The sequence below is a fragment of the Fibrella forsythiae genome (assembly GCF_017353175.1).
In the GTDB taxonomy this organism is placed as follows: domain Bacteria; phylum Bacteroidota; class Bacteroidia; order Cytophagales; family Spirosomataceae; genus Fibrella; species Fibrella forsythiae.
Genome location: NZ_JAFMYW010000009.1, coordinates 268,219 through 292,747 on the forward strand (window position 1 = coordinate 268,219; position 24,529 = coordinate 292,747).

The following is a 24,529-nucleotide window of genomic DNA, read 5'->3' on the forward strand; positions in this document are numbered from 1 at the left end:
TACCGGCAATGTCAACTCCTACTCCTGATACCCGTGAAAAGTAACCTGACCTATTTCCTGCTAACGCTGCTCATGACGTTGACGGTAGCCGTTAACACAACTGCCCAAACGCCCGGTGATGCCTTCGTGACTGGCGACCCGTTGCCCAATGCGCCCGAGCTGGCGGCCCGGGGAACGTATGCAGTGGGCGTGCGAACCATGACCGTCGTACACAAGGGGCAAGTCGATGTTCTGCATACGAAAGAAGGGAAACACCCGCTCTACGACCGCCCGCTGACGCTCGAAATCTGGTATCCGGCCCGGGTGGCGGCGAATAAGCCGGCCATCATACAGTACGAATCCGTGTTTGGCCGGGCCAACGACCCCAAACGCCCCCTGATTCCGTTCACGTTTCCGGGCCGGGCCAGCCGCGATGCCGAGCCGGATAACAGCGGCGGGGCTTATCCGCTGGTTATCGTTTCGCATGGGTATCCCGGTTCTCGATTACTGCTGACGTACCTGACTGAAAACCTGGCCTCGAAAGGATATGTGGTGGTGGCCATCGACCATACCGAATCGACCTATCGCGATCTGGCTGCGTTTCCGAGCACCCTGCTGAATCGACCACTCGATGACTTGTTTGTTCTGAACGAAATGGCCCGGCTGGGCGCTAAGGCCGGTAACACTTTTTTAGCGGGGCTGCTCAACGCCGACAATACCGCTCTGATCGGTTATTCGATGGGTGGCTACGGGGTGCTTAATACTACAGGGGCCGGTTTTAGCCCACAAGCCATGACGCTGTTCGGCAAGGTGTCTGGCGGTAGCACGGCACTTGAGCCGCGCACCATGGCCTCGCCAGCCTACAAACCCACGCTTGATCCCCGAATCAAAGCCGTAGTTGCGTTTGCTCCCTGGGGTATGGTCGATGGCGTATGGGATGCCGCCGGGCTGGCCGGTCTGACCCTGCCAATGCTCTTTGTGGCGGGTAGCAAAGATGATATATCGGGCTACGAAAAGGGGGTAAAAGCCATTTATGATGGGGCAGTGAACGCTGATCGGTACATGCTGACCTACGAGAACGCCCGGCACAATGTAGCGCCTAACCCGCCGCCGGCAGCATCATTATTACCCGGCGCCCCGGCTGACGACTACAATCATTATGCTGAGCCCGCCTGGAATGAGCGCCGAATCAACAACATCAACCAGCACTTTGTAACGGCTTTTCTGGGTGTTCACCTTAAAAAGCTTGACTATGCCAGCTACCTGAACGTGCCCGAAACAGACGATCGTGGCGCCTGGAAAGGTTTCAAACCGCGCACGTCCGTTGGACTCGAAATGCGCCATGCAAAGCCCTAGTTCGCAAAGCCAACAGCGCCATTCACCTGCCTAACGTTATCACCTAGAATACGCTCAACACTTCTCTGACACCGCCATGATTCGGGCTATTGCGCTAGACGACGAACCACCTGCCCTGCGCGTGCTGACCCACTTCTGCCAGCAGGTCGACTTCATTGATCTGCAACAGACGTTCACGCGTACCGACGAGGCGCAGCAGCACATAACGCAGTCGGAGGTAGACCTTCTGTTTCTGGATATCAATATGCCGTTCATTTCCGGAACAGATTTTTACCGGGCTATAAGCGCCGCTGAGGGAACACCGCCCATGGTCATTTTCACGACTGCCTATGCCGAATATGCCGTAGAAGGGTTTGAGCTCAACGCCCTTGATTACCTCTTGAAGCCGTTTACGTTCGAGCGGTTTTTGCAAGCCGTAACGAAGGCCAATGACTATAGCAACTGGCAGCAGCGTAGTAAACCCGCCGACGATTACCTCTATATCCGGGCCGACTATACCATTTATAAGATTGCCTACGCCGATATCCTGCTGATCGAAGGCTTAGACGATTACCTGAAGGTTCACCTCGCATCGACAAACCACCCTATCGTGGCCCGCCTGACGATGAAGGCCATCCTGGAAAAGCTTTCCGACGATCAGTTCATCCGGGTGCACCGGTCATTCATTGTTCCGTTCAAACGCATCGAAGGAATCCGGAATAAGACCATTCGTCTGGCTGATCGGGACGTACCTATCGGGGCCAGTTACGAAGCCGCGCTGCTCAATCGATTCCGATCGTAAGAAGCATTTTCGACAGGTACGTCCTGTTTCACCGACACATTGTCCCCGTTAACCGATAACTGGCCTTTCGACGCAACGAAAGGCCTTTTTCGTGCGCTACAGGGGTATATCATCGTAAACAGCGCAAACTATGCTAGGCTTAGGCACATCCGAAATCGTCCTCATTCTGTCGGTCATTCTTCTCTTCTTCGGCGCCAAGAAATTGCCCGAACTGGCGCGTGGACTCGGTACCGGTATCCGTGAATTTAAAGAGGCTACCCAGGAAGCGAAAGCAACCATCAACGGCCCATCCAACTAAGTATCTGATCAATTAACTCTTCGTCAAATCACCCTGAACGTATGGAACGTAGCGAATTTTTGAAACGTGGATTCGGCAGCCTGTTGGGTATCACAGCCATTTTACCCATAATCGACGCCTGTAGCGACAGCACCTCTATAGACCCAACCACCACAACCGGAACCACCACGCCCGGTAGCTCAACGGTTACTACACCCAGCGCAACCACAACCGCTGCCAGTGGAAGCTGCACCGTAACTCCCTCTGAAACGGAAGGGCCTTTCCCGACCAAAGTGCCCGCCAATTTTGTGCGCAAAGACATCCGGGCTGATCGGACGGGCGTGCCCTTCACCATGAACATCACCATCAACAATGCCAGCGCCAGTTGTGCCGCTCTGGCGGGTGCTATCGTCGACGTGTGGCATTGTGATAAAGACGGTTATTATTCGGAATATGGTGGGTCGGGCATGCAGAGCGTGAACTACCAGAATGTTGATTTCCTGCGCGGTCGGCAAACGACAGACAGCAACGGGCTGGTCAGCTTCACGTCGATCTTCCCCGGCTGGTATTCGGGTCGCGCACCGCACATCCACGTGCACATCTATAATTCGGCGGGCAAATCTTTGCTGGTCACCCAGATCGCTTTCCCCTACGCCGTGTCGAATACAGTGTACACCACGGCAAGCGCGTATGGCTATACCAAAGGCGCACAGGATACCCTAAACGAACGCGACAATGTGTTCTCTGACGGATTCACGACCGAACTGGCTACCGTAACCGGAAGCGTTGCCGCTGGGTACGTGCTCACGCACGCGATCACAGTGAATGCATAGTGGTTGTTACACTTATAACGAAAATCAATTGAGGGGCCTATCGTTGCCAGAAGCTGGCACAAGAGGCAATTTTATCTTTATCCATAGCAAAAGGCCTATTACAGCGGTTTTGGAAAGGCTTTTCCGAATCCGAACGGCGATCCAGTCCGTAAAATCGTGTGATTGACCGGAAAGGCCAATCTTTCCTGACTCACGCCTGTCTTTTAAATTTATTTAGACTCTCTATAAATAAATCAAAATCCCTGTATATTTGCCCGGTCATTCTACAGAATATGGAAGGAAGCGTGCCCGCATCGTATCAGGAGGTGTTCAGAACCGACAAAGGGGTCGTGTATCAGTGTGATAAGACGAACCGGCTGATCCTGTCGTTCTGGGGCAGTCACACGCCCCTGTCGGCCCGCGATTTCGCGCAGTTCCGGCGCATGGTCGAAACCGTCAATATTCACCAGATGGCGCTCAGTACCGATGCCGCCGACGATGTGGAAATACTGACCCTGCCGCGCTCGGAGCGTTGCTATGTGCTGACGCTTTGTGAAGTTATTCACCTGCGCGAACTGCTCAGCGGGGCCAATCTGATGCTGGAATTAAACAGTATGTTGCGTGAATGTGGGTGCGCTACCCTGTCAGGAAACGTATAAGCGATCGGCGAGGACACGGTATGCCAGCGCCCGACGACGCAGTGATTTCACCAAAATAGTTGCCAATGAAAGATTTAGAACGACTCCGCACGTTGATCAAAGAGCCGGTTGAACTGGTGCTGAATCAACAGATTCAAATGGAACTGGTATCCTCGTCGAAATACCTGGCGATGGCCGGCTGGTGCGACCGTAACGGCTACGACCATAGCGCGGGCTTTTTCTACAAACAGTCGGAAGAAGAGCGCGAACATGCCATGAAGCTGTTTCACTACCTGTGCGATCAGGGCGCAATAGCCTATACGCCTGAAATACCTGCCGTTCCTCAAGAGTTCGACGGGCTACGCTCGGTGTTTGAAACAGTGCTTGAGCAGGAAATCACCGTGACCGACTCGATCAACCGAATTATTGGCGTTTGCCGCCGCGAAGGGGATTACGCTACCGAAGAGCTGATGAAATGGTATGTGAAAGAGCAGGTAGAAGAAGAATACATTGCCCGACGCTGCCTCGAACTGATCGATCAGATTCCGGCTGACCAGATCTATTACCTGGATAAAAAGCTCGCCAGCGTAACCTACGACGAGAATCCATTTGACGAAGCATAAACGAAAAGTGACCTATCGTTAGGTAAAAAAAGGCATCCAGATGGGTGCCTTTTTCCGTTTACTGGCCAGCCAGTCGCTCCTTTTATTTAGAAAATATCTAAACAAGGCTAGTTTTTATTTGGAATAAATATAAACAAGGTATACGTTTGCAGCATACTTTCTGATTTGCTCAACGATGCTTGCTGTGTTATTCCTCCTGTCGGTTCACCAACTGCCTGCGCAACTACCTGATTCATCAGGGGCGAAACAGCTTGATGCCGTGGTGGTTACGGCAACGCGAACCGAACGCAGGGTGGGGGCATTGCCTATGCCCGTGACGGTTATTGGTCAGCCGCAGATTCGTCAATCGGGTAGTCTGCGACTCAACGACATTCTGCGTGAACAGACGGGGCTGGCCATCGTCAATGATCATGGGCAGGGCCTTCAGGTGCAGGGATTCGGCCCCGACTACACGCTGATTCTGGTCGATGGCGAACCGCTGGTGGGCCGCACAGCCGGAACACTCGAACTGAGCCGCCTCACAGTCGGAAACATCAAACAGATCGAGGTCGTGAAGGGGCCATCGTCGAGCCTGTACGGTTCTGAAGCACTGGCGGGTGTTGTTAATATCATCACCGAGAACCCAGGCCGGACAAACAGTAGCCTATCGGCGCGTTACGGCGCTAACCGCACGAGTGACCTGACAGGCGACGTGTCGCTGCGAGCCGGAAAAACCGGTCTTTATTTGTTCGGGAATCGGTACCAGTCGGGCGGCTACAACCTTAATCCGGAAACGACGGGCAATACCGTTTCTCCTTTTTTAAATCACACGCTTAGTGGGCGGCTAACAACAGCGTTTGGGGCGCGGTTGAAACTGAGCGTATCGGGCCGGTTTTTTACTGAACAGCAGGACAACCTATTTAGCCTGACCGATCGGCGCGTTGTCTCGGGGGAAGGCACCGTTCGGGACTACACGATCAATCCGGTGCTGACGCATCAGGTGTCTGACAAGTGGAAACTGACTTACCGATACTACCGCACCGGCTACCAGACCACCACCGGACTGGCTTATCAGGATACCCGCGAAGCCTACGATGATAGCTACTTCCGGCAGACATTCGACCGGGCCGAAATTGTTACCGAACGCACTATCCGGAACCGCCATTTCCTGACCGTGGGCGCGGGCTTCATCGGCGAAAGTGTAGAGGCTACCCGTTACCCTGGTCGGCAGCGGTTTACAACTCGTTACGGATTTTCCCAGTTTGAATGGGTACCCAGCCAGCGATTCACGATCATCGCGGGTGGACGGTTCGATGCGCACAGCCAATATGCGGCCCAACTCAGCCCCAAACTGTCGGCACGGTACGAAGTAAGCCAAACGGTAGCGTTACGGGGAAGCGCGGGTGTGGGGTTCAAAGCGCCCGACTTCCGCCAGCTTTACCTCAACTTCGACAATGCCGTAGCGGGCTACAGTGTTTTTGGCACCCAGGAGGTTTCGGCTGGTATTGCCCGGTTGCAGCAACAGGGACAGATCGCGGAGATACTGCTTGACCCCTCGCGCTTCGGTGACATCAAAGCCGAAAGTTCAGTGGCGGTTAACCTGGGCGCTGTAGCCGATTTTCAGAAGAAATTTGACCGCCCGCTACGCCTGTCGATCAACCTGTTTCGCAACGACATTCGCGACCTGATTGAAACGCAGGTGGTAGCCCGCAAAACCAACGGCCAGAATGTGTTCAGCTACACCAACCTGAGCCGGGTCTTTACGCAGGGGATTGAACTGGACGGCAGCTACCGAGCGGTGCTGGGCGCGGGCCAGCTGACGATCAGCAGTGGTTACCAGTTTCTGGAAGCCAAAGACAAAGCCGTTATCGACAATATTCGGCGTGGGCAGGTATTCCGGCGAAACCCAACCACGCTACTCACCGAGCGCGTTCAACTGGCCGATTACGGTGGCCTACTGAACCGGTCGCGGCACATGGCTAACCTGAAATTTTTCTACGAACTGCCCAAACGTGGCATATCGGCGTCATTGCGGGGCGTGTACCGGAGTCGCTACGGCTTTGCGGATACCAATGGCAATCTGATTCTTGACGAAGCGGGTGAGTATGTACCTGGGTACGTTACCTGGCACGTTACCGCCTCTAAAACGATAAAAGCATTCACCGTTCAGGCGGGTATTGATAACCTGACGGGCTACACCGATCCACAACACATCCCCTCACTGGCCGGGCGGCTCTGGTACGCCAGCCTCCGCTGGGACTGGGTGCGTAAGCTTACCAACAAACAAGTATGACGCTTAAAAAAACCATACGGCTGCTTCATCTTTGGTTCGGTCTTGTATCCGGGGCGGTGGTGTTTATTATCAGCATCACGGGCTGTTTGTATGCCTTTCAGGAGGAAATTCAGAACGCCACCCAGCCGTTCAGGTACGTTGCCGCACGGAAGGACGCCTTCTTGCCGCCCTCAAAACTACAGGCTATTGCTACGGCGCAGCTGCCGGGCAAGCACCTGCACGCCGTGATGTATTCGGGACCAGAGAAGGCGGCACAGGCCATTTTCTTCCAGTTCGATCCGTCGTATTACTTTCTGGTGTACCTGAATCCATACACGGGTGAAGTGCTGAAAGTGAAAGATATGGATCAGGATTTCTTCCGGATCGTGCTCAATGGTCATTACTACCTCTGGCTTCCGCCCGCTATTGGTCAGCCCGTTGTTGCCTACACTACGCTGATCTTTCTGTTCATGCTGATTTCCGGTATCGTGTTGTGGTGGCCCAAGAACAAAGCGGCGGCTAATCAACGGTTCTGGTTCAAGTGGAAAGAAGGCCTGCAATGGAAACGGAAAAACTACGACCTGCACAACATCATTGGCTTCTATTCGTCGTGGGTCGTCATCATTCTGGTACTGACCGGGCTTGTGTGGGGGTTTCAATGGTTTTCAACATCGGTCTATACGCTGGGGGGGGGCACCAAATCCACCCTGTTTCAGGAGGCGGTGTCGGCACGGCCGAAGCAACCGGTTGCTACAGAGCAAACACCCGCTATTGACCGCATCTGGGCCCGGATGCAGGCAGAAAATCCAACGGCGAAAACGATGGAAGTCCACATCCCGGATACCGATACGGCCTCCATTGCGGTGAATATCAATACGGAAGAGGGCACGTTCTGGAAAATAGACTACCGCTATTTTGATCAGTACACGCTGAAAGAATTACCCGTTAACCACATATACGGCCGCTTCAAGGAGGCGAAACGCGCTGATAAGCTCCTGCGCATGAACTACGACATCCACGTAGGGGCGATCTGGGGATTACCCGGAAAAGTCATTGCCTTTTGTTTCAGCCTGATGGCCGCCAGCTTACCCGTCACGGGTTTTCTGATCTGGCTGGGTCGCCGCAGAAAAGCCAGGAAAAGCCTACCCGTTTCAGCACCCCGATCTACGATGAGGCGTAAAACGCCAATTAAGTATCCGTTGCGGGTACGTATCTGACCGGTACAGCACCAATCTTACTCAATCCATTTACTCTGATTTACGCCAATGAAAATCACCTATCACATCCTATTGCTGACGGCTACACTTGCCACCACATTTGCCTGTAAGAAAGAGGAGGCTACACCAGTCGTTGTTCCCGTTCAGGCGCAGACAGTGACGAATATAGCCGCCGACACAACTACGGGCGTGAATCCAACAACTGGTCAACCGCTGGGAACAACCGGTAAATATGCACTCTATAGCCTTCGTGAGAACAAGGTTATTGCCAATACCGATTCGGCCAGTAACAAATGGGATATCGGTTTCCGAGGGACGACGATCATCGTGAACGGTGGCCCCATCCGGAGTGGTCAGGGAGGAGCTTATGTGCACACAGGTACGTTTGAGGAAGTGACGACCGTGCCAGCTTCGGCCACGTTTGCGCAGGACCAGAGCACATCAGCATTAGCCATTCCAGCCGTTTCAGGAGGAGGCTGGTATAATTATAATTCGTCCACAAACATCGTTACGCCAATTCCGGGCCGGGTACTGGTAATCAAAACGGGTGATGGTAAATACGCCAAAGTGGAGATTCTGAGCTACTACAAAAACGCGCCCGCTACGCCTACCGCTACCAGCCGGTCCCGTTTCTACACCTTCCGGTACGCCTACCAGCCCGACGGGTCTATGAAGCTTAATTGATCTTGCCGTGAAAGCGGTAACCAAGTCCTGGCGTGGCGGCTGGTTTTCTGGCCCGGCCGCCCGCACAGGCACCACAGGCACTACAGTAAACCCGATCTTTCAACTAACCGGCCATACGGCTATTGCGCTCGTTATGAATCACAATCACCGCTTTAGAACCTTTGCCGAGAACGGTTTTGGGTACGTTGGCATGTGCGCCGGTTGCCGCACCATCAATGTGGCTTTTCAGAATTCGCTCTTCTGTCTCACCCTCGATCAGTTCGAGGCCTTCGTTGAGATGATGAAAAACCGGATAGCGATGCGCCCGATCAACACAACGCATGGCAAAGAGTTGATGCTGCCAACACCCATGCCGAACTACTTTCTGCTGTTTTCTGACGACGACCTGACCAATCTCTGTGCGCTGCTGACCGAGGCGACGCCCATCCTGGAAGCCGAGCGTATTCTGAACTTAAGTCAACGCCTGAACTGACCGGTATGAAGGCTGCCAATCACGCATCGCACCACATCCTGGTTGACGAACCCGGTTTACTGCTCGCCCAATGCCGCTGCTGCGGAGAGATTGAACTATACTTCCGGAACATCACTATGGCCCTGAACCTGATCGATTTGTACGCGTTGATTCGGCGGCTCGATAACCTGGCTACGGCCAGCCGGTATATAGTTGGCCTGCTCGATGTACGTGATACAACGGTCAGGGCGGGATTCCAGGCAATCGGCCTGCAACTGACCGAAGGCGAACGCGACCAATTGGCCCGCGGCCTCAACCTGGCCTGCCTGCGCCTTGACCTGGATTTGCTCATGCGCGGCAGACTGTCGCCAAACTGATCAGTAATGTGCTTCACGCTGTAGGTTGCTTCGCGCCCTTCAAACACGAAACTATTTTTCACAAAATCACTACCAATGAGCCATTTACGTCAAATCAAGCGTACTCTGCTGCGCGTCTCCTTCAGTTTGCTGATTGCTACCGGAATTGCCCATGCACAGACGCCACCCCGAATCGTTTCGCTCGACGGCACCGTGAGCGAAATCCTGTGTGATCTGGGGCTGCAGGCCCGGCTAGTGGGCGTCGACGTGACCAGCACGTACCCGGAAAGCCTGCAAAAGCTACCTAAAGTGGGCCACAACCGGAACATCTCGGCAGAAGGTGTACTGGCTCAGAAACCCACGCTCGTACTGACCACCGAAAAAGCCGGTACCAAAGCCGAAGTGCTCGATCAACTGCGTTCGGCCGGTGTGCAGGTCATCACGTTCAAGCAGGAATTTTCCGTAGAGGGCACCCGAAAACTGATCACCGACATCGCCACTACCTGCCGCGTGCCCAGCAAAGCCCGCGTGGTCATTCGCCGGATGGAGGGCGATTTGGCGAAGGTGCAGAAAGCGGCCGGGCGGCCTAAAGTGCTGTTTATCTACGCACGGGGGGCTGGTACCATGTTTGTCGCTGGGCGCGGAACGCCGGTCGAAAAGATGATCGAACTGGCGGGAGGCCAAAATGCAACACCTCAGTTCGAGGACTTCAAACCCCTGACCACCGAATCCCTGGTAGCCGCCAATCCTGACATCATTCTGCTGTTCGATAGCGGCCTGGAGAGCTTGGGCGGTGCCAATGGTCTGCTGAACGTACCTGGCGTGGCCCAAACCAACGCGGGCAAAACCAATCGATTCGTAACGATGGATGGTCATTTACTAACCGGATTTACGCCCCGACTAGGCAAAGCCCTCGGCGAACTGGCGCGTAAAATTGGCCCAACAGGTACGTTGTAATCATGGAAGCCAACACGCTCACGGCTCCGACGATAATCCGGCAAACCAGCCCCATAGCGACCCTGCATCGCCCCTGGCTGATGCCTGTGCTGGCTGGTGGGCTGGTTGTAACGATCCTGTTATCCGTTGGGGTAGGAGCCGTGGCTATTCTCCCTTCCGAAGTGCTGGCTATTCTGGGCCATTCGGTGGGCTTAACAGCGGCTGCCGATGAAACGAAGACAGCTATTCTGATGACGATTCGTCTGCCACGCGTATGCCTGGGCTTACTCATCGGTGCCGGACTGGCGGTGGCGGGGGCGGCCATGCAGGGATTATTCCGAAATCCGCTGGCCGATCCGGGCCTGATCGGAATTTCGTCGGGTGCGTCGCTGGCGGCTGTGGGCATGATCGTGCTGGAAGTAACGCTGTTTCAGAAATTAAGCGGGTTGCTCGGCTATTATGCCCTGTCGCTGGTGGCTTTTGCCGGCGCTTGTGGCACTACGCTGCTCGTGTACCGGCTGGCGCGGGTGGCAGGGCGGTCGGTCGTGACAACTATGCTGCTGGCGGGCATTGCCATTAACGCGCTGGCGGGGGCGCTGACGGGTTTGTTAACGTACCTGGCCACAGACGAGCAACTGCGCACCATTACGTTCTGGGCATTGGGAAGCCTCGGCGGTGCCAGCTGGACTACCGTGCTGACCATACTACCGTTTACCATGGTAGTGCTGCTGGGCCTGCCCCGATTGGCCAAGTCATTGAATCTGCTGGCCCTTGGCGAAAGTCAGGCCGCTATGCTGGGTGTCAACGTGACCAGTCTGAAACGCCGGGTCATTGTGCTGGCTACGCTGGCCGTGGGTACGTCGGTCGCCGTGGCGGGGATCATTGGCTTCATCGGCCTGGTTATTCCGCACCTGATCCGGCTGGTGGCTGGCTCTGACCATCGGCGCCTGCTGATCGGCTCGGCGCTGGGCGGGGCCATCGTGCTGACCGCCGCCGATGCACTGGCTCGTACCATCGTGGCTCCGGCCGAATTACCCATCGGCATTCTGACCGCGCTGCTGGGTACGCCCGTTTTTCTGTGGATGCTGATCAAGGAACGCGCAACGACTTAACTCATGCTGCAAGCCAATCAACTGTCGTACCGAATCGGAAACCGAGTGCTGCTCAACGGTGTCTCGTTGCAGGCACGGGCGGGTGAACTGCTCGCCATTGTAGGGCCCAACGGCGCGGGTAAATCTACCTTGCTCAAGCTCTGCGCGCGTGAGCTCAGCCCGGCTTCCGGCACACTCGATCTGCAGGGAAAACCGCTCCTGCGTTATACCAGCGAACAACTGGCCTTGCTCCGGGGCATGCTTCATCAGCAAAACAACATGACGTTTCCGTTCCGGGTGGGTGAACTGGTGCTGATGGGGCGCTATCCACACTACGGAGCACACCCGGCCGTGGCCGATTATGCAATTGCCGAAGTCGCCCTTGACCTTGTAGGCATGCGCGCGTTCAGCGACCGGATTGTATCGACTCTATCGGGTGGCGAACAGCAACGGGTGCAGCTTGCCCGGGTGCTGGCGCAGGTTTGGGACGTACCCAACGCTCTGCTGTTGCTCGATGAACCCACCACCGGACTAGACCTGCTTCATCAACACCATATGCTCGATATAGCCCGCCAGATGGCTCGCCGGGGCCACGCGGTGGTAGCCGTATTGCACGATCTGAACATGGCGGCTCAATATGCCGACCAGCTGTTGATGCTCAAATCTGGCCGACGCGAAGCCTACGGCACCCCACGCAAGGTGCTAACGGCACCCCTGATCGAGCGGGTGTTTGGTTTACCTGTACAACTGCTCGATAACCCTTGTCATCAGTGTCCACTGATTGTTCCTATACCCAACTTCCAGGCTGCTTTTAGCCACTAAACAACGCATTACATTATGACTACCGACACACTCTCACTCAAAACGCGCTGGGCTGATTTTCGCCAGCAAAACCCTAAATCTCGTATCCGCGATGCGGCGAACCAACTAGGCGTCAGTGAAGCCGAACTGCTCGTTACGGGCGTCGGCGAAACGGTTGTGCGGCTGGCGGGCGATTTTCGTGACCTGCTCAAACAGGTGCCGACGCTGGGGAAGGTGATGGCCCTGACCCGTAACGATGCACTGGTGCATGAACGCAAAGGCGTGTACGAAAACGTATCGTTTACCAACCACGTAGGCCTGGTATTGGGGCCTGATATTGACCTGCGCCTGTTCATGCAGCGCTGGCAGTGGGGATTCGCCGTCAATGAGAATGACCGCCGAAGCCTTCAATTTTTTGATGCGCAGGGCGAAGCTGTCCACAAAATTTACCTGACCGACGACTCAGACCTGATTGCCTACGGAAAACTGGTAACCGACTTCTGGTCCGACGATCAATCTGACAGTATATCCGTTACGGTTCCTGATGGAAAGGTCGTAGATAAGGCCGATTCGGATATCGATGTAGCTGGTTTCCAGGCAAGTTGGCTGGCTATGCAGGACACGCACGAATTTTTCGGATTGCTTCGGCAGTATGGCGTCGGGCGGCTGCAAGGGTTACGGCTGGCTCCCGAAGGGCACGCTCAACGGCTATCGATGGATGTGCTGAAACAGGTGTTTGCCACGGTTGCTGAGCGCGACGTCTCGATCATGGTGTTTGTCTCCAATCCGGGGTGCATTCAGATTCATACCGGGCTGGTGAAAAAACTGGTGCAGATGGGGCCTTGGTACAATGTACTGGACCCTGAATTTAACCTGCACCTCAACGAAACGCTCGTCGATCAGGTATGGGTAACCAAAAAGCCAACTGCCGACGGAGTGGTGACGGCGCTGGAGCTATTCGATAAAGACGGTCAGAACGTGGCACTGGTATTCGGTGAACGCAAACCCGGTAAGCCCGAACTCGACAGCTGGCGGGCTGTGATTGACGAGGTGATCTAGCGTTTAATTAAGCAATCTCGCGGACGTAGGCTTACCCCGATTACCCCCAACCTCCTGAAGGGGGCCAATGCGCTACAGGCCTGCTCTTGCGGAGCGTTAGCCCCCTTCAGGGGGTTGGGGGTAATTGAGGTAAATCGTTCTATCGAAAGCCAACCAGCGCCAACAAGCCTGTTCTGGTTTATTTTTACAGACTAGTCAGCGTGTCCGTTAACAGTTGTTTCATGACCCTTTCGTTCTCACGGCGAGCCCGGTGCTGGTCTGTCCTGCTGGTTAGCCTGAGCACACTGCTTTTCAGCGTGTCTCGTCCTGCTTCAGAAGTACCACCCGTCCAATTGGTCGGCAACCTGTACCAGCGAAATCTGATGCATCTTGATTCGGCGCTGGCTGAGTTGACCCGTCTGGTCGAGACTCACCGGCCCGCTGCCGCTGTACAGGCGTCGTTTCGTCGGGCAAGGCTGGCGTATAAATACATTGAGCCGCTGACGGAGTATTATTTTTTGCAGTCGGCAAAGAACCTGAACGGTCCTAACGTACCTGAAGGCGAAATCGACGATGGTGTTGCCTTAATTCTCCAGCCCGAAGGGTTTCAGGTCATTGAGCCGCTCCTCTTTCCGTTCGATACCAGTCGCCGGGCCGAGGTGCAACAGCAGTTGAAAGCCATGCACCAGACGATGAGCCAGCTTCGATCGCTAACGGCGCAGAATCCGTTGAATGAAGCCTTTATCATGGACGCGCTGCGGCAGGAGGTCTATCGGATGGAAACGCTGGGCATCACCGGGTTCGACTCGCCGGTTGCCGGGCAGTCATTGCCCGAGGCCGTTGCGGCCCTCGATGGGATACGCCAAACCCTGGCCTGTTATCCGCTAGCCGAGAGGAACGTCGCCTTAGCAACCCGCATTGATCAGGCTATTACAAAAGCTCAGCGGGCGCTGCAGAACGCCCGAACGTTTACTGATTTTGACCGGCTGCAGTTCATACGTACCTGCGCTCATCCCTTATCCGGGCTGTTGCTCGATGCGTACCGCGCGCTCGGCCTGCCACCCGTTGATGGAAAACGGCTACTCCGCCAGTCGGCCCGAACATTGTCTGATCCGGACGCCTTTGACCCGACTTATTTCGCCAATCACAGCGACCCGGCCATCACCCCCGCCCGAATTGCGCTTGGTAAACGGCTGTTCAGCGAGCCTATGCTGGCGGCGGCAGGCAGCGGCCGTAGCTGCGCCAGTTGCCACCAGCCAGGCCAGGCCTTTCAGGATGGGCTGGTGGCCCCTCAATTGCTGACGCCCGCCGCCCGGCAAACGGCAGCGACTCATCCTGTTCGTAACACGCCCACGCTTTGGAACGCGGGTTTGCAATCAGCCCAGTTTTCGGATATGCGGGTGTTTTCCGTCGAACAGCAGTTGAACGACGTAATCCATAATTCGCTCGAAATGGGTGGTTCATTGGCTGAAGCCGTGATTCAACTGAACAAGCAGGCAGATTACCGGGCTCAGTTTGCCACGCAATACCCCAATGGCCTGACCGCCTACACCGTTCGGCACGCACTGGCCACCTACGTTCGTTCCCTAATCAGCCTGGATAGTCGCAGCGACCGGTACCTACGCGGCTTGCCCTCGTCGCTTTCGGCTAGCGAAAAGCTGGGATTCAACGTATTTATGGGCAAGGGTAAATGCGCCACCTGTCATTATTTTCCGCTGTATAACGGGACGCTTCCGCCGGCCTATCGCCGTACTGAAAGTGAAGTGATCGGTGTGCCGGCCAGCAGCGCAAACACACGGTTGAGCCCTGATTCGGGCCGAGGTAGTTTTACCGGGATCGACTTTCACCGGGGCGCGTTCAAAATTCCGACGTTGCGCCGTATTGGGCAAACAGCACCATATATGCACAACGGCGCATACAAAACGCTGGAACAGGTCGTTGATTTTTATGACAAAGGTGGAGGCATCGGTCTGGGCTTTTTGCTTCCGAACCAGACGCTTCCCCCAGAGAAGCTAAACCTGACGGCCACCGAAAAACGGGCTTTAGTCGCGTTCATGAAATCGCTTTAAACCACTTGTAAACCAACGTATGCGTAAAGGAATCATCCGGCTGACGTACCGAAAAATAATCGACGCGTCATCGCAGAAGCCGTGGGACAAAACGGTGTTCGACGAAACATATCAGGAGTTTTTCATGCAGGCGCAGTTGTACAATCCCGACAGCGCGCATCTGACCTTTCAGGAACTGCTCGACAACGTACCCAAAGCCGAACAGTTGCACTACCTGACCAGCCGCGTGGCCATGGGTTACTTGAAACAGCTGAACCAGCAAATTCCCGACGTGACCAACGAATTAGGGTCTCTTTGCCTGCCCTTTACTGAATTCAAGTTCGAGATACTGGCTTCGCACATAGAAAAAAAGGAAGCGCATCGGGTGGCTATCTTCTTCTACAGCGATCCACTCACCTGGATCGATACCATTGACGGACGACTGCTGATTGCCTACGGTGATCAGCGCGACGCCCTACAGGCCGGGCAGTTGGTGCAAACCGATCTGATTGCTCTGCAGCCCAACCTAAGCATCTGGTCATTTCAGAGCTGATTGTTGATTGGTTAACTGGTTGATCGGTTAACTGACCAATGAACCAGTCAACTAATCAACCAGTCAACCAATTAACCAATCAACTAGTGAACAATCAATCGCAGGCACAAATCTTTCTGGCCGATGGGCGGGGACGTTCGGAAACCGATACGTTCAGAAGTTACCACACCTTCAATTTTGGTCGATACGTTGCCGAAGGACGTGAGCCATTTGGTAAACTCTACCTGCTGAATGACGACATGCTACGGCCCGAAACCAGCCTGTCGCTGACGGTCGAACAACCAACTGATGTGGTGCTGATGCCTATTGTGGGCGGATTGGAGTATGTCAGCGAAGGGGAAACGCATTTCCTGGAACCTGGCCAGGCAGGCATAGTATCGTTGCGGGCGGGCATGACCTACACCGTCACGAATCCGTATCCGACCGAACTGATCAACTACCTGCAACTCTGGTTTGCCAGCTCAGAAACCGGCACGACGCCAGCCGTCCGCCAGGTAGTGTTCGATCTGACAACGCCCAATACATTGCTGCCTTTCCTGTCCAACGTACCCGGCGAACCGCAAGGCTTTATTGGTCGGTTTGCGGGCCGGGTCGACGGAACGTACCTGATCAAGTCGGTGCAGGCTGGCGAGCCTAAACGCGTTTTTGTCTTTGTGTTGCAGGGCGCTTTCGAAGTAGCGAACCGGCTCATGCACGAGAAAGACGGCTTATCGCTGACCTATCAGGAAGACGACGTGCTGGAATTTGAAGCCCTCTCAAACGACGCCGTACTGCTGATTACGACGTGTTGACATGATTTGCGCGTTACCAGAAATACGTCCAGCTCAGGCGGGCGAAGAAGGGCGTTCCGGGTGTAAAGTGAATTTCGGTAATCGGGGCCGCTTCGCCTTTCAGGCGGCTTTCGGTAGCAAACTGCGTTTCTTTCCAACGCACGTTGAACAGGTTTTGTACCGACAATCCCAGCGTGTAGGTACGTTTGGCGTAGTTGACTTGCAGGTCATTGACGAAATACCCCTTCGCTACAATCGAATTATCCTCGTTGGCGGGTCGGTCGGCCATGTACCGGTACCGCAATGAGCCGCTCAGACCAGAGTTTGTTTGTAACGACAGGCCACCGGTTGAGGTAAAGACCGGTGCCAGCGGCAGGTAATTCTGGCCCACTTCGGCATCAATGGCGCGGGGTTTGGCCGTGTTCAGATCCAGGTCGGCGTAAAGGTGCGGGGTTAACTGGTACCGCGCCGACAGGTCGATCCCCATCCGGCGCGACCGGCCACTGGGTTCCACAACGCCTTCGTCGCCTACGTACACGAATTCCTGTTGCAACCACAGGTACCAGGCGGCTGCGTTGATAAGTAGTTTCGGAAAGGGCTTCATAATCACCCCCAGGTCTGAACCATAGGCGGCGGGCAAAATTTCGCCGGTACGCCCGAGCGGACCCTGCTGCGCAACCACTACCCGCGCATCGTTGGAATGGAAACCACGTCCTGTATTCAGGTAGAACTGCCAGGCAGGGTTAACCGTATAATACAAGTTCAGCTTGGGCGACAAAATGCCCTGAGTGGCCTGTCTGGTAGTTGGCGTGGCCGTTAGTAGATCGGTGTACTGGCTTCGGAACAAGTCATAACGTACCCCCGCGTTGACCGTGAACCGATCTGATAGTTGAACCAACTCGTCGGCATACAGCGCGGCGTTCAACTCATTCACGTTGCCGTATTGAATGCGGTTTAGCGTTTCGGTGCGGTTCCTGGTGTGCGACAGTTCGGTTCCGTTCGTAATATCCTGCCGGTATTGGGCTCCCAGCGTGGTGGTCCATTGGCTCTTACCCAATGCGGTTTGGGTGGAATAACTGCCGTTATAACCAAACAGGTTGCGATGTTCTTTTTGCCGGATCTGGTCGCCATCTACAGTGTCTTTCAGGAAGAACGTGAAGTTGGAATACAGCTCGAAATTGTAATGGCTGTAGAAGATCTGCTGTTTAATGACGTGGTTGCGCGGCGTGACGGTCACCAGTTGGACGTTCGCATTGGTTCGGCTGGTTTCACCGCCTTCGGTCGGGTCAATCGAACCAAAGAAGTCAGTTAGACCCGAAGCGATAGCGCGGTCAGGAATCTGGCCGGAGTGATTCCATTTGCTCCAGAATGTTGAGCCGGTAAGCGTAAGCACCGTGTTGTCTGACAGATGACCATGGTATTTTCCCGTCAGGTTAAACCGGTTGAACCGCTGCGGATTGTCGAAATACGAGTCGCTGTACGAATACTCCGAAGCGATGTAAGCCGACTGATCCTTTTCTTTTTGCGACGCCTCACCATGGGATTTGCCCAGCAGATTGACGCCCGCCACAGCCCGGTACGTTCCATATTGGCCCACCTCGAGCTTGGCAAACGATCGATCGAGCACGGTGCGTGTTCGGAAATCGACCCAGCCAGCCGTAGCCAGATTGCCTTTATCTGCCTGATAGGGTCCTTTCTTGAAATCAACCCCTTCGACCAGTTCAGGAATCACGAAATGAAGATCGGCGTACCCATGCCCGTGGGCGTGCGACACCATGTTGACCGGCATGCCATCAACTGTCAGGCGGATATCGGTACCGTGGTCGAGGTCGAACCCACGCAGGAAAATCTGTTCAGCTTTACCGCCACCCGCGTGCTGACCAATAAACAGCCCCGGCACCAGCCGAAGGATCTCCTGCGAATTGGTGATTGGTCGAAGCTTGATATCCAGGCTGCTGATGAGTTGCTGATCGTGCGCCCGGCCGGCCGAAACGGTCACTTCGCCGAGTTGAACCGTGGCGCTTGTCAGTTGCGTCTGAACGCTCGTTAGGCGATCATCCTGCACGGTCGCCGTAACACTCACGGGGGCATAACCCACGTGCGATATTTCGATACGATACGGCGCGGCGGGCAGATTAGCAAAGCGGTACTGCCCCAGTTCGTTGGTAACGGCCGTTTTAGCCAGGCCCCACAACGTCACATTCACGCCACGTATCGGTAAACCCGTTGCATGATCAGAAACCGTTCCGACAAGCCCACCCCGGTGAGCCACTGCCATTGAAAAACTGAAAAGAAAGCAGACAAGCAGAAGATAACGCATCGTAAAAAATTACCAATGGCGCTTCGCCAGGTACGTAGGCCTCACGCATCGTCCGTGAAGCCTACGCCCAAACACCATTACGAATATAGGACAAGTTGTCCGTTTAGTGCCTTGAACAACCAATTACAGGCCGTTATAATCGCGGGTGTGATCGCGGTAAACGGTGTGGTAGTGAATCTCGTTCTGGTACACGACACCTGACTGACAAACAAACTCAACCCAAACGCTTGGTCCATCAATGCGGACGTAATCGGCGTTGCTGGTCAGCGCGGCGTTGCCCGAATAGGCGATGTAAGTAGCGTCGAGTTCTTTTTCGTAGATCGCCAGCATAGCCGTTCCGGTGGCATCGTCAACATCCTGGGTCCAGGGTTTGATGGCAGCCAGTACCAGCAGCTTTTGCGCAGCGGTCAACGTGCTCACGGCTAGCCCTAACTTCGTTGCGGGAAACTGGCCGTCTTTGTTTGGCCCCAGCAACACATCGCTGAACGTGGTGCTTAGTTTGGCAGCAGCCAACTGTGCGCTCGACAGCGAAGCCAGCATGGCAATCATGGCGTCGTGTTCGGTGTTCAGCGGCGCGTAAGTTGTTGTGCCTGTTGTCCAGGTCTTTGGCTCAACGCCCTGATGCGATGGAGTGGAGCTGGCTACTGCCCCTGCGTTATACGTGATGTTCTGCGCATAGTGGTGACCGCCGAACTGGAGCATCCAGGTGCCGGTGGCGCTGGGGGTTCCCAGGAAAGCGATGATGTATTTACCCGATGAATACCCGCTCCCCGCTTTTGTGGCCAGCACGTCGTCGGCTGCGTTGATCTGCAAGAATTCGTCGTAGCCTTCGTTGGCTGTAGTACCAGCCGCCGCCGCAATAACAGCTTTGGCCGCCGCCAACTGCACAGCTGTCAGTGTGCTGAATTCGAGGCCATTACGGATGGTGACACCGCCCGGTAGGTTCGACCATTTGATGGCGTTTGCTTTGGTCAGCGCAAGTTGAACGGTGGCTTTCTGTGCAGTTGTCAGCGTTGCCAGAAAAGCATCAGCTGCACAGGCTACTTTCGCGGCCCTTGTGGTTGCCGTGCTGCAATCGGTAGTGGTTGTGGTGGTGCTGCCAGGTGCCGATACGGGTAACGACAAAGAACAGCTCTGTCCGCCGAAGGTGAGGGCGAAAATGGCCGTTCCGGAGGCGGATGGGGTGCCGCTGATGCTGTAAATCAGGTTGCCTGCGCCACTGGCCAGTGTGCCTGCCTGTAGCGTGGCGCTCAGACCGGTAACGCCCGTTGAGGCGATGGCCGTCTGGGCGGCATAGGCTACTACGCCACTACCTCCTGTATAGGGCACCGTGGCCGTACCCGTGTAGGCCGCGCCGCTGACGGCCGTAGTAGAAAAAGTAGTTGCTCCGCAGGTGATGCCTGTTACGGTTGCCGTTGTGGGCGTAACCGTACTGCTGGTGTCTGACTTGCAGGCGCCCAACATAAGGGTGGCCGTTATCCCGAGCAGTGTTACCAGCCGCGGCCAGGTGAAGCAAGTAGTCATAATCGTTTGTCTGATTGTTTGGCTACAGTACACCCAGCGCTACTCGTTCGTTGTGTTTGCAGGCCAGTTTGTGGCGAATCTGGTAAATACTGGGGTGAACTGAGCAAGGGCTACAGCGTAAAGAGACGATTGAAGTCAGCCTCGTAACTACCGCTGATCGGGATTTCTTCGTTGCCAATGCTGATGAATTTATTACGTACCGTCGCGATATAGCGCAGCGCTATGATGTAGGACCGATGAACCCGTACAAAGCCTGTGGAAGGAAGCTTCTCGATTAAGGCTTTCATGGTCATACGTACTACCAGTGTCTTCTGACCCAGCAAATGAATTTTCAGGTAGTTGTCAAGCCCTTCGATGAACTGAATGTCAGCGACTGTCACTTTCACAAGTCTGTAGTCGATGCGGAAAAACAGGTACGTGTCTTGCTGGTCAGCTGATTGGCGCAGCAAGGCAATCTGTTCGTTTGCCCTGGCTACGGCCTGTTTGAACCGCTCGAAGGTGAATGGTTTCAGCAGGTAGTCCAGGGCCTGCAGCGAATAGCTTTCTACAGCGTACTCCATATGCGCGGTGGTGAAAATGACCAGCGTTCTGTGTGTCTGTAAAGCCGGATTAATGGTTCGGCAGAAATCAAGTCCTGATTCGGCAGGCATGTTGATATCGGTAAATAAAAGGTCTACCGGGTTCTCTTCGAGGAAATGCCGGGCGTCGCTGGTTCGGTGAAACGTCTTTTGCAGGTCTATACCATCGATCTGGCGGCAAAAGGCGTCAATGATATCCAGGGCGGGTAGTTCGTCGTCTAACGCAATCGCTCGAATCATAGCAGGGTAATGGTCAGGTCAACGGCAAAGTGATCAGGTACGTCCTCGATGAGAAGTTTGTGGGCCGCTGGATAGAGCAGCCGAAGCCGCTCTCTGGCGTTTGGCAAACCAATACCAGTCGACGGCTCAAGATGACTGACAGGTACTTTTCGATTGTATACCTGCAACCGTAATGAGTTGATCTGTAGTTGCAGCTGTATGCGGATAACTGATTCTTCGTTCGGGTTGACTCCGTACTTGAACGCATTTTCGATGAAAGAGAACAAGACGAGTGGGGCAATTTGTTTTCCGCTGGTATTGCCGTCCAGCGTGTAGTCGATTACGACGGAGTCGCGAAGCCGGGCACGTTGTAAATCGATGTAGTTAGCCATGTACTGTACTTCCTTGTCCAGCGCGACGGTATCATGATGGACATCACGAATCATGTAGCGCATAAACTCCGACAGCTTGACGATGGTCTCGGCGGTGCGGTCGTCGCGGCGAATAGCCAGGGCATAAATGCTGTTAAGTGTGTTGAACAGGAAGTGGGGCTGTATCTGCGCTTTCAACTGGCTGAGCTCGGCCAGCAATTGGTCTGTTTCAACCTGACGCAGCCGGTTGTTGGTTTGCACAGAAATAGAGGTCAGGATGCTAACAGTCCCCAGCAAGAAGATAATGCCGAGTTTAACCGATAGTGGCGTTGTGGGGAAAAGGCCATCAAGGTCGTCGGGGCGTTGAGGCGGCGGCCCGGTTACCGGATCGTGCTGGTTAGCCGGTGGCCGATGATCGTGTTGCGGCGGTATAGGCGGAAAAAGGTTTTCTTCCCATAGCAACTGCTTGGCCCAGCCAGCTACTGTCGGGTTGGCGGGAGGCTTCAGGAAAAACCACTGTTCAATGCGTTGAGGAATCAGGGTAGCGCCAAGCAGGCACATGACAACTACGACAAAGTACCGCGAATACTGTTTTCGCAGATACCACCGGGGCACGAAGATGGTGTAGTTGACATAGGAGAAAAGAAGCAGGGCCAGGTACGTCAGGGTATTTTGAATGTCATGCCGATGCGGGATCAGGTGATTGACATCTGTGCCCTCACTGATTATAAACAGAAAAGGAAGTGCCAGCAGAGCGGCTCCTGCAATCAGACGCAGCGCATAGGTATTAAGCCAATTTCTCATGCACGTAACCAGCAGGCTAACTCTGAATGTAAATTCATGTATAATATGCGGAGCGACCCTTGCCCAACAGACGTGGTAACCAACGAGCTAAATTAACGAATGAGCAATAGCCGACCCTGAAACGAACCTGGGTTGTTGTTCTCAAAGTCGACCTGCACTTTGTAGACGTATTCGTCCGCCTCACAATCCACGCCTCGGTAACGCCCGTCCCAACCCGCTGCCGGATCACCAGCGGCTACGTTCTGGCAGTGGTAGATCACTTCGCCCCAGCGGTTGTAGATCGTTAACTCATTGATCTGCCGAATGCAGACATTAGCTGGAATGAAAAAGACGTCGTTCGTTCCGTCGCGGTTCGGCGTAAACACGTCGGGTGCGTACAGAATGCAAGACCCCACCGCCAGCCAGACGGTAGCCGTTCGCCGACAGCCTAACTCCGCATTTTCGGCCAGCACGGTGTATTGGGTTGTAGCCGTTGGTTTAGCCAGGGTAGTGGCGCAGGTGGGGCAGGAAAGATCGTTGGGCGGTAACCAGCCAAACGTGGTCGTACCGCTGCCTGCCAATACCTGGGCCTGCAACTGTCCCGTTTCGCCGGGACGAATCAACTTACTGAGCGAGACCGTCAGTTTGAATGGGTTAACAATGACCTCGGTCGTGATCAGGCTGTCGCAAAGCGGGTCGGGTTGGTTAATACGGGTCTGATACGTACCGGCGGTTCGGTAGGCTATCCCGCCCATTCGGATACTGTCACCATCGCAAACGGTAACGGTCTGGGTACGTCGGAGGAGCGGCCGGACAGTCAACGTCATTTGTACCAGACTGTCGCATTGTTGCGCGCCTCGTTTCACAGCCGTCAGGTACGTTCCCGCTGTCTGGTAATACGAATCACCAACCTGATAGGCATCGCCTTCGCAGATCGTGGCTGTGTGTAGGGTGGGAGCAACCGGCTGACCCACCTTCACGGTATAATCGAGCGATAACTGGCAGGCGCTGTTGAGGCTCGAATAAGGCATAACGGTAACGGAATACCTGGCACCCTGAACGGGTTTAATGACGATGTTGGCCGTGGTTTCGCTGGTGCTCCAGGCATAGGTGGCAAACCCTTCGGGTGCTTTCAGCGTCATAAACTGATCAACGCCGGGGCAGTACAGGGCCTGCGTGACCTCGGTTTTCAGGCATTGGGCATCGAAGTAAGCATAGCCGAAATGCCTCTTTTCAGTACAGCCGTGCGCCGTTACCTCTACCGTGACCGTTTGACCCAGATACGCCCGCAGATCAATGGCGCCGGTGGTCCAGTTACGGTAGCGAATGTCCCCCTGGTTTTTGAACCCGGTAATGTTGGCAGCGGCCGTGACGTCGTAGTCGCTACACGCCAGCAGTGCCCCGGCCTGATTGGTAATCCGGATGCTAAAGCCGGGCTGCTGATAGGGTTGATGGGTCGGGTTCTGTAATACCACGGCAAATCGGTACTGAAACAGCGTATTATCGGCCGTGACGACAAATGAGCCCCGAATACGATCGAAACGGGAACCACGCGTTACGTTGCCGATCCGCAGCGAATGCGTACTGCCGGGTGCCACCATCGGAATGGCTTCGGCGGTTACGTTGGGATCGTTGCCGGCGCTTGTGATCAGGTGACCATTCTCGAACGTACCTGCCGTCTCGCCCTCATAAACCGTTTTCTGGTTAATGTCGGTAACCGAGCCGTTGGTCAGCACCCAGCCACGCGTTGTCCCCTCCTCGAAACCGATATTGCTGCAATCCAGTGATTGCCCGATGGCCAGGAAACTATGAAGGATCAATAGTCCCGATACAAATATATGTTTGCCCATACCTACTCTCGTTCAGCCTGCACGATGAGCTTACAGGTACGTTACCGCTGGCACAACTGTTGCCGAATTCGGCCGTTTGCCGGTAAAAACAGCGAATAGTGAGGTATATGATAGGCTTGGGGCCGGGCAGCAACGCGGCAACGACAAATCGTTTCGCCAATAAGGCCGAAGTGATAAGTCGCCCAATTTTTTACGTCGATTAAGCGATTTGACGACTAATTA

General features: G+C 54.8%; 23 protein-coding genes. 18 read left to right on the top strand and 5 right to left on the bottom strand.

Annotated features, from left to right (window positions below; translation table 11 throughout):
• The first annotated feature begins 72 nt into the window (after window positions 1-72).
• From J2I46_RS25615 to J2I46_RS25700, 18 genes are all read left to right on the top strand, one after another.
• The gene (locus J2I46_RS25615; RefSeq protein ID WP_207332002.1) at window positions 73-1,335 is read left to right on the top strand and encodes an alpha/beta hydrolase family protein; all 1,263 of its coding nucleotides are present in this window, start codon (window positions 73-75) and stop codon (window positions 1,333-1,335) included.
• A 76-nt stretch (window positions 1,336-1,411) separates the two neighbouring features.
• The gene (locus tag J2I46_RS25620; RefSeq protein ID WP_207331935.1) at window positions 1,412-2,116 is read left to right on the top strand and encodes a LytR/AlgR family response regulator transcription factor; all 705 of its coding nucleotides are present in this window, start codon (window positions 1,412-1,414) and stop codon (window positions 2,114-2,116) included.
• Between the two features lie 130 nt (window positions 2,117-2,246).
• The gene (locus tag J2I46_RS25625) at window positions 2,247-2,414 is read left to right on the top strand and encodes a Sec-independent protein translocase subunit TatA/TatB (protein WP_207331936.1); all 168 of its coding nucleotides are present in this window, start codon (window positions 2,247-2,249) and stop codon (window positions 2,412-2,414) included.
• Window positions 2,415-2,455: 41 nt separating this feature from the next.
• Window positions 2,456-3,226, top strand: a complete 771-nt coding sequence (locus tag J2I46_RS25630; protein WP_207331937.1) for a dioxygenase family protein — start codon at window positions 2,456-2,458, stop codon at window positions 3,224-3,226.
• A 272-nt stretch (window positions 3,227-3,498) separates the two neighbouring features.
• Entirely contained in the window at window positions 3,499-3,864 is a 366-nt protein-coding gene (locus tag J2I46_RS25635) for a hypothetical protein (RefSeq protein ID WP_207331938.1), read from the top strand.
• 65 nt (window positions 3,865-3,929) lie between these two features.
• Window positions 3,930-4,466 (top strand): ferritin, encoded by a 537-nt coding sequence (locus tag J2I46_RS25640; RefSeq protein WP_207331939.1) that lies wholly within the window; start codon window positions 3,930-3,932, stop codon window positions 4,464-4,466.
• A gap of 175 nt (window positions 4,467-4,641) precedes the next feature.
• Window positions 4,642-6,738: a TonB-dependent receptor plug domain-containing protein gene (locus tag J2I46_RS25645; RefSeq protein WP_207331940.1), complete on the top strand. Its 2,097-nt coding sequence runs from the start codon at window positions 4,642-4,644 to the stop codon at window positions 6,736-6,738.
• Window positions 6,735-7,934, top strand: coding sequence for a PepSY-associated TM helix domain-containing protein (locus J2I46_RS25650; RefSeq protein ID WP_207331941.1), 1,200 nt, complete (start codon window positions 6,735-6,737; stop codon window positions 7,932-7,934). Before J2I46_RS25645 ends, J2I46_RS25650 begins: the two co-directional genes overlap by 4 nt.
• A 48-nt stretch (window positions 7,935-7,982) precedes the next feature.
• Window positions 7,983-8,618, top strand: a complete 636-nt coding sequence (locus tag J2I46_RS25655) for an HmuY family protein (RefSeq protein WP_207331942.1) — start codon at window positions 7,983-7,985, stop codon at window positions 8,616-8,618.
• A 7-nt stretch (window positions 8,619-8,625) separates the two neighbouring features.
• Window positions 8,626-9,090: a DUF6686 family protein gene (locus tag J2I46_RS25660; protein WP_207331943.1), complete on the top strand. Its 465-nt coding sequence runs from the start codon at window positions 8,626-8,628 to the stop codon at window positions 9,088-9,090.
• A gap of 5 nt (window positions 9,091-9,095) precedes the next feature.
• A complete protein-coding gene (locus J2I46_RS25665) occupies window positions 9,096-9,446 on the top strand; it encodes a hypothetical protein (protein WP_207331944.1) in 351 nt (116 codons plus the stop codon).
• A 75-nt stretch (window positions 9,447-9,521) separates the two neighbouring features.
• The gene (locus J2I46_RS25670; RefSeq protein WP_207331945.1) at window positions 9,522-10,382 is read left to right on the top strand and encodes a heme/hemin ABC transporter substrate-binding protein; all 861 of its coding nucleotides are present in this window, start codon (window positions 9,522-9,524) and stop codon (window positions 10,380-10,382) included.
• A 2-nt stretch (window positions 10,383-10,384) separates the two neighbouring features.
• A complete protein-coding gene (locus tag J2I46_RS25675; protein ID WP_207331946.1) occupies window positions 10,385-11,473 on the top strand; it encodes a FecCD family ABC transporter permease in 1,089 nt (362 codons plus the stop codon).
• A 3-nt stretch (window positions 11,474-11,476) separates the two neighbouring features.
• On the top strand, window positions 11,477-12,274 hold the full coding sequence (locus J2I46_RS25680; RefSeq protein WP_207331947.1) for a heme ABC transporter ATP-binding protein: 798 nt from the start codon (window positions 11,477-11,479) through the stop codon (window positions 12,272-12,274).
• Between the two features lie 15 nt (window positions 12,275-12,289).
• Entirely contained in the window at window positions 12,290-13,312 is a 1,023-nt protein-coding gene (locus J2I46_RS25685; protein ID WP_207331948.1) for a hemin-degrading factor, read from the top strand.
• 221 nt (window positions 13,313-13,533) lie between these two features.
• Entirely contained in the window at window positions 13,534-15,360 is a 1,827-nt protein-coding gene (locus tag J2I46_RS25690; protein ID WP_207331949.1) for a cytochrome c peroxidase, read from the top strand.
• 19 nt (window positions 15,361-15,379) lie between these two features.
• A complete protein-coding gene (locus J2I46_RS25695) occupies window positions 15,380-15,892 on the top strand; it encodes a hypothetical protein (protein ID WP_207331950.1) in 513 nt (170 codons plus the stop codon).
• 86 nt (window positions 15,893-15,978) lie between these two features.
• Window positions 15,979-16,683: a pirin family protein gene (locus J2I46_RS25700; RefSeq protein WP_207331951.1), complete on the top strand. Its 705-nt coding sequence runs from the start codon at window positions 15,979-15,981 to the stop codon at window positions 16,681-16,683.
• Window positions 16,684-16,696: 13 nt separating this feature from the next.
• Here J2I46_RS25700 and J2I46_RS25705 read toward each other — a convergent pair whose 3' ends face one another.
• The 5 genes from J2I46_RS25705 to J2I46_RS25725 all read right to left on the bottom strand — a co-directional run bounded on the left by J2I46_RS25705 (window position 16,697) and on the right by J2I46_RS25725 (window position 24,307).
• A complete protein-coding gene (locus tag J2I46_RS25705; RefSeq protein ID WP_207331952.1) occupies window positions 16,697-18,982 on the bottom strand; it encodes a TonB-dependent receptor in 2,286 nt (761 codons plus the stop codon).
• A gap of 123 nt (window positions 18,983-19,105) precedes the next feature.
• A complete protein-coding gene (locus J2I46_RS25710; protein ID WP_207331953.1) occupies window positions 19,106-20,506 on the bottom strand; it encodes a DUF3500 domain-containing protein in 1,401 nt (466 codons plus the stop codon).
• 110 nt (window positions 20,507-20,616) lie between these two features.
• Complete coding sequence (locus tag J2I46_RS25715; RefSeq protein WP_207331954.1) at window positions 20,617-21,324, bottom strand: LytR/AlgR family response regulator transcription factor; 708 nt, start codon at window positions 21,322-21,324, stop codon at window positions 20,617-20,619.
• Window positions 21,321-22,478, bottom strand: coding sequence for a sensor histidine kinase (locus tag J2I46_RS25720; RefSeq protein WP_207331955.1), 1,158 nt, complete (start codon window positions 22,476-22,478; stop codon window positions 21,321-21,323). The genes J2I46_RS25715 and J2I46_RS25720 overlap by 4 nt, the downstream gene beginning before the upstream one ends.
• Before the next feature lie 92 nt (window positions 22,479-22,570).
• Window positions 22,571-24,307 (bottom strand): T9SS type B sorting domain-containing protein, encoded by a 1,737-nt coding sequence (locus tag J2I46_RS25725; protein WP_207331956.1) that lies wholly within the window; start codon window positions 24,305-24,307, stop codon window positions 22,571-22,573.
• Window positions 24,308-24,529: the final 222 nt, after the last annotated feature.

Excerpts from the sequence above, each read along its gene's own strand:
- J2I46_RS25615 (WP_207332002.1), top strand. The coding sequence starts at position 73 with ATGACGTTGACGGTAGCCGTTAACACAACTGCCCAAACGCCCGGTGAT.
- J2I46_RS25620 (WP_207331935.1), top strand. The coding sequence starts at position 1,412 with ATGATTCGGGCTATTGCGCTAGACGACGAACCACCTGCCCTGCGCGTG.
- J2I46_RS25625 (WP_207331936.1), top strand. The coding sequence starts at position 2,247 with ATGCTAGGCTTAGGCACATCCGAAATCGTCCTCATTCTGTCGGTCATT.
- J2I46_RS25630 (WP_207331937.1), top strand. The coding sequence starts at position 2,456 with ATGGAACGTAGCGAATTTTTGAAACGTGGATTCGGCAGCCTGTTGGGT.
- J2I46_RS25635 (WP_207331938.1), top strand. The coding sequence starts at position 3,499 with ATGGAAGGAAGCGTGCCCGCATCGTATCAGGAGGTGTTCAGAACCGAC.
- J2I46_RS25640 (WP_207331939.1), top strand. The coding sequence starts at position 3,930 with ATGAAAGATTTAGAACGACTCCGCACGTTGATCAAAGAGCCGGTTGAA.
- J2I46_RS25645 (WP_207331940.1), top strand. The coding sequence starts at position 4,642 with ATGCTTGCTGTGTTATTCCTCCTGTCGGTTCACCAACTGCCTGCGCAA.
- J2I46_RS25650 (WP_207331941.1), top strand. The coding sequence starts at position 6,735 with ATGACGCTTAAAAAAACCATACGGCTGCTTCATCTTTGGTTCGGTCTT.
- J2I46_RS25655 (WP_207331942.1), top strand. The coding sequence starts at position 7,983 with ATGAAAATCACCTATCACATCCTATTGCTGACGGCTACACTTGCCACC.
- J2I46_RS25665 (WP_207331944.1), top strand. The coding sequence starts at position 9,096 with ATGAAGGCTGCCAATCACGCATCGCACCACATCCTGGTTGACGAACCC.
- J2I46_RS25670 (WP_207331945.1), top strand. The coding sequence starts at position 9,522 with ATGAGCCATTTACGTCAAATCAAGCGTACTCTGCTGCGCGTCTCCTTC.
- J2I46_RS25675 (WP_207331946.1), top strand. The coding sequence starts at position 10,385 with ATGGAAGCCAACACGCTCACGGCTCCGACGATAATCCGGCAAACCAGC.
- J2I46_RS25680 (WP_207331947.1), top strand. The coding sequence starts at position 11,477 with ATGCTGCAAGCCAATCAACTGTCGTACCGAATCGGAAACCGAGTGCTG.
- J2I46_RS25685 (WP_207331948.1), top strand. The coding sequence starts at position 12,290 with ATGACTACCGACACACTCTCACTCAAAACGCGCTGGGCTGATTTTCGC.
- J2I46_RS25690 (WP_207331949.1), top strand. The coding sequence starts at position 13,534 with ATGACCCTTTCGTTCTCACGGCGAGCCCGGTGCTGGTCTGTCCTGCTG.
- J2I46_RS25695 (WP_207331950.1), top strand. The coding sequence starts at position 15,380 with ATGCGTAAAGGAATCATCCGGCTGACGTACCGAAAAATAATCGACGCG.
- J2I46_RS25705 (WP_207331952.1), bottom strand. The coding sequence starts at position 18,982 with ATGCGTTATCTTCTGCTTGTCTGCTTTCTTTTCAGTTTTTCAATGGCA.
- J2I46_RS25710 (WP_207331953.1), bottom strand. The coding sequence starts at position 20,506 with ATGACTACTTGCTTCACCTGGCCGCGGCTGGTAACACTGCTCGGGATA.
- J2I46_RS25715 (WP_207331954.1), bottom strand. The coding sequence starts at position 21,324 with ATGATTCGAGCGATTGCGTTAGACGACGAACTACCCGCCCTGGATATC.
- J2I46_RS25720 (WP_207331955.1), bottom strand. The coding sequence starts at position 22,478 with ATGAGAAATTGGCTTAATACCTATGCGCTGCGTCTGATTGCAGGAGCC.
- J2I46_RS25725 (WP_207331956.1), bottom strand. The coding sequence starts at position 24,307 with ATGGGCAAACATATATTTGTATCGGGACTATTGATCCTTCATAGTTTC.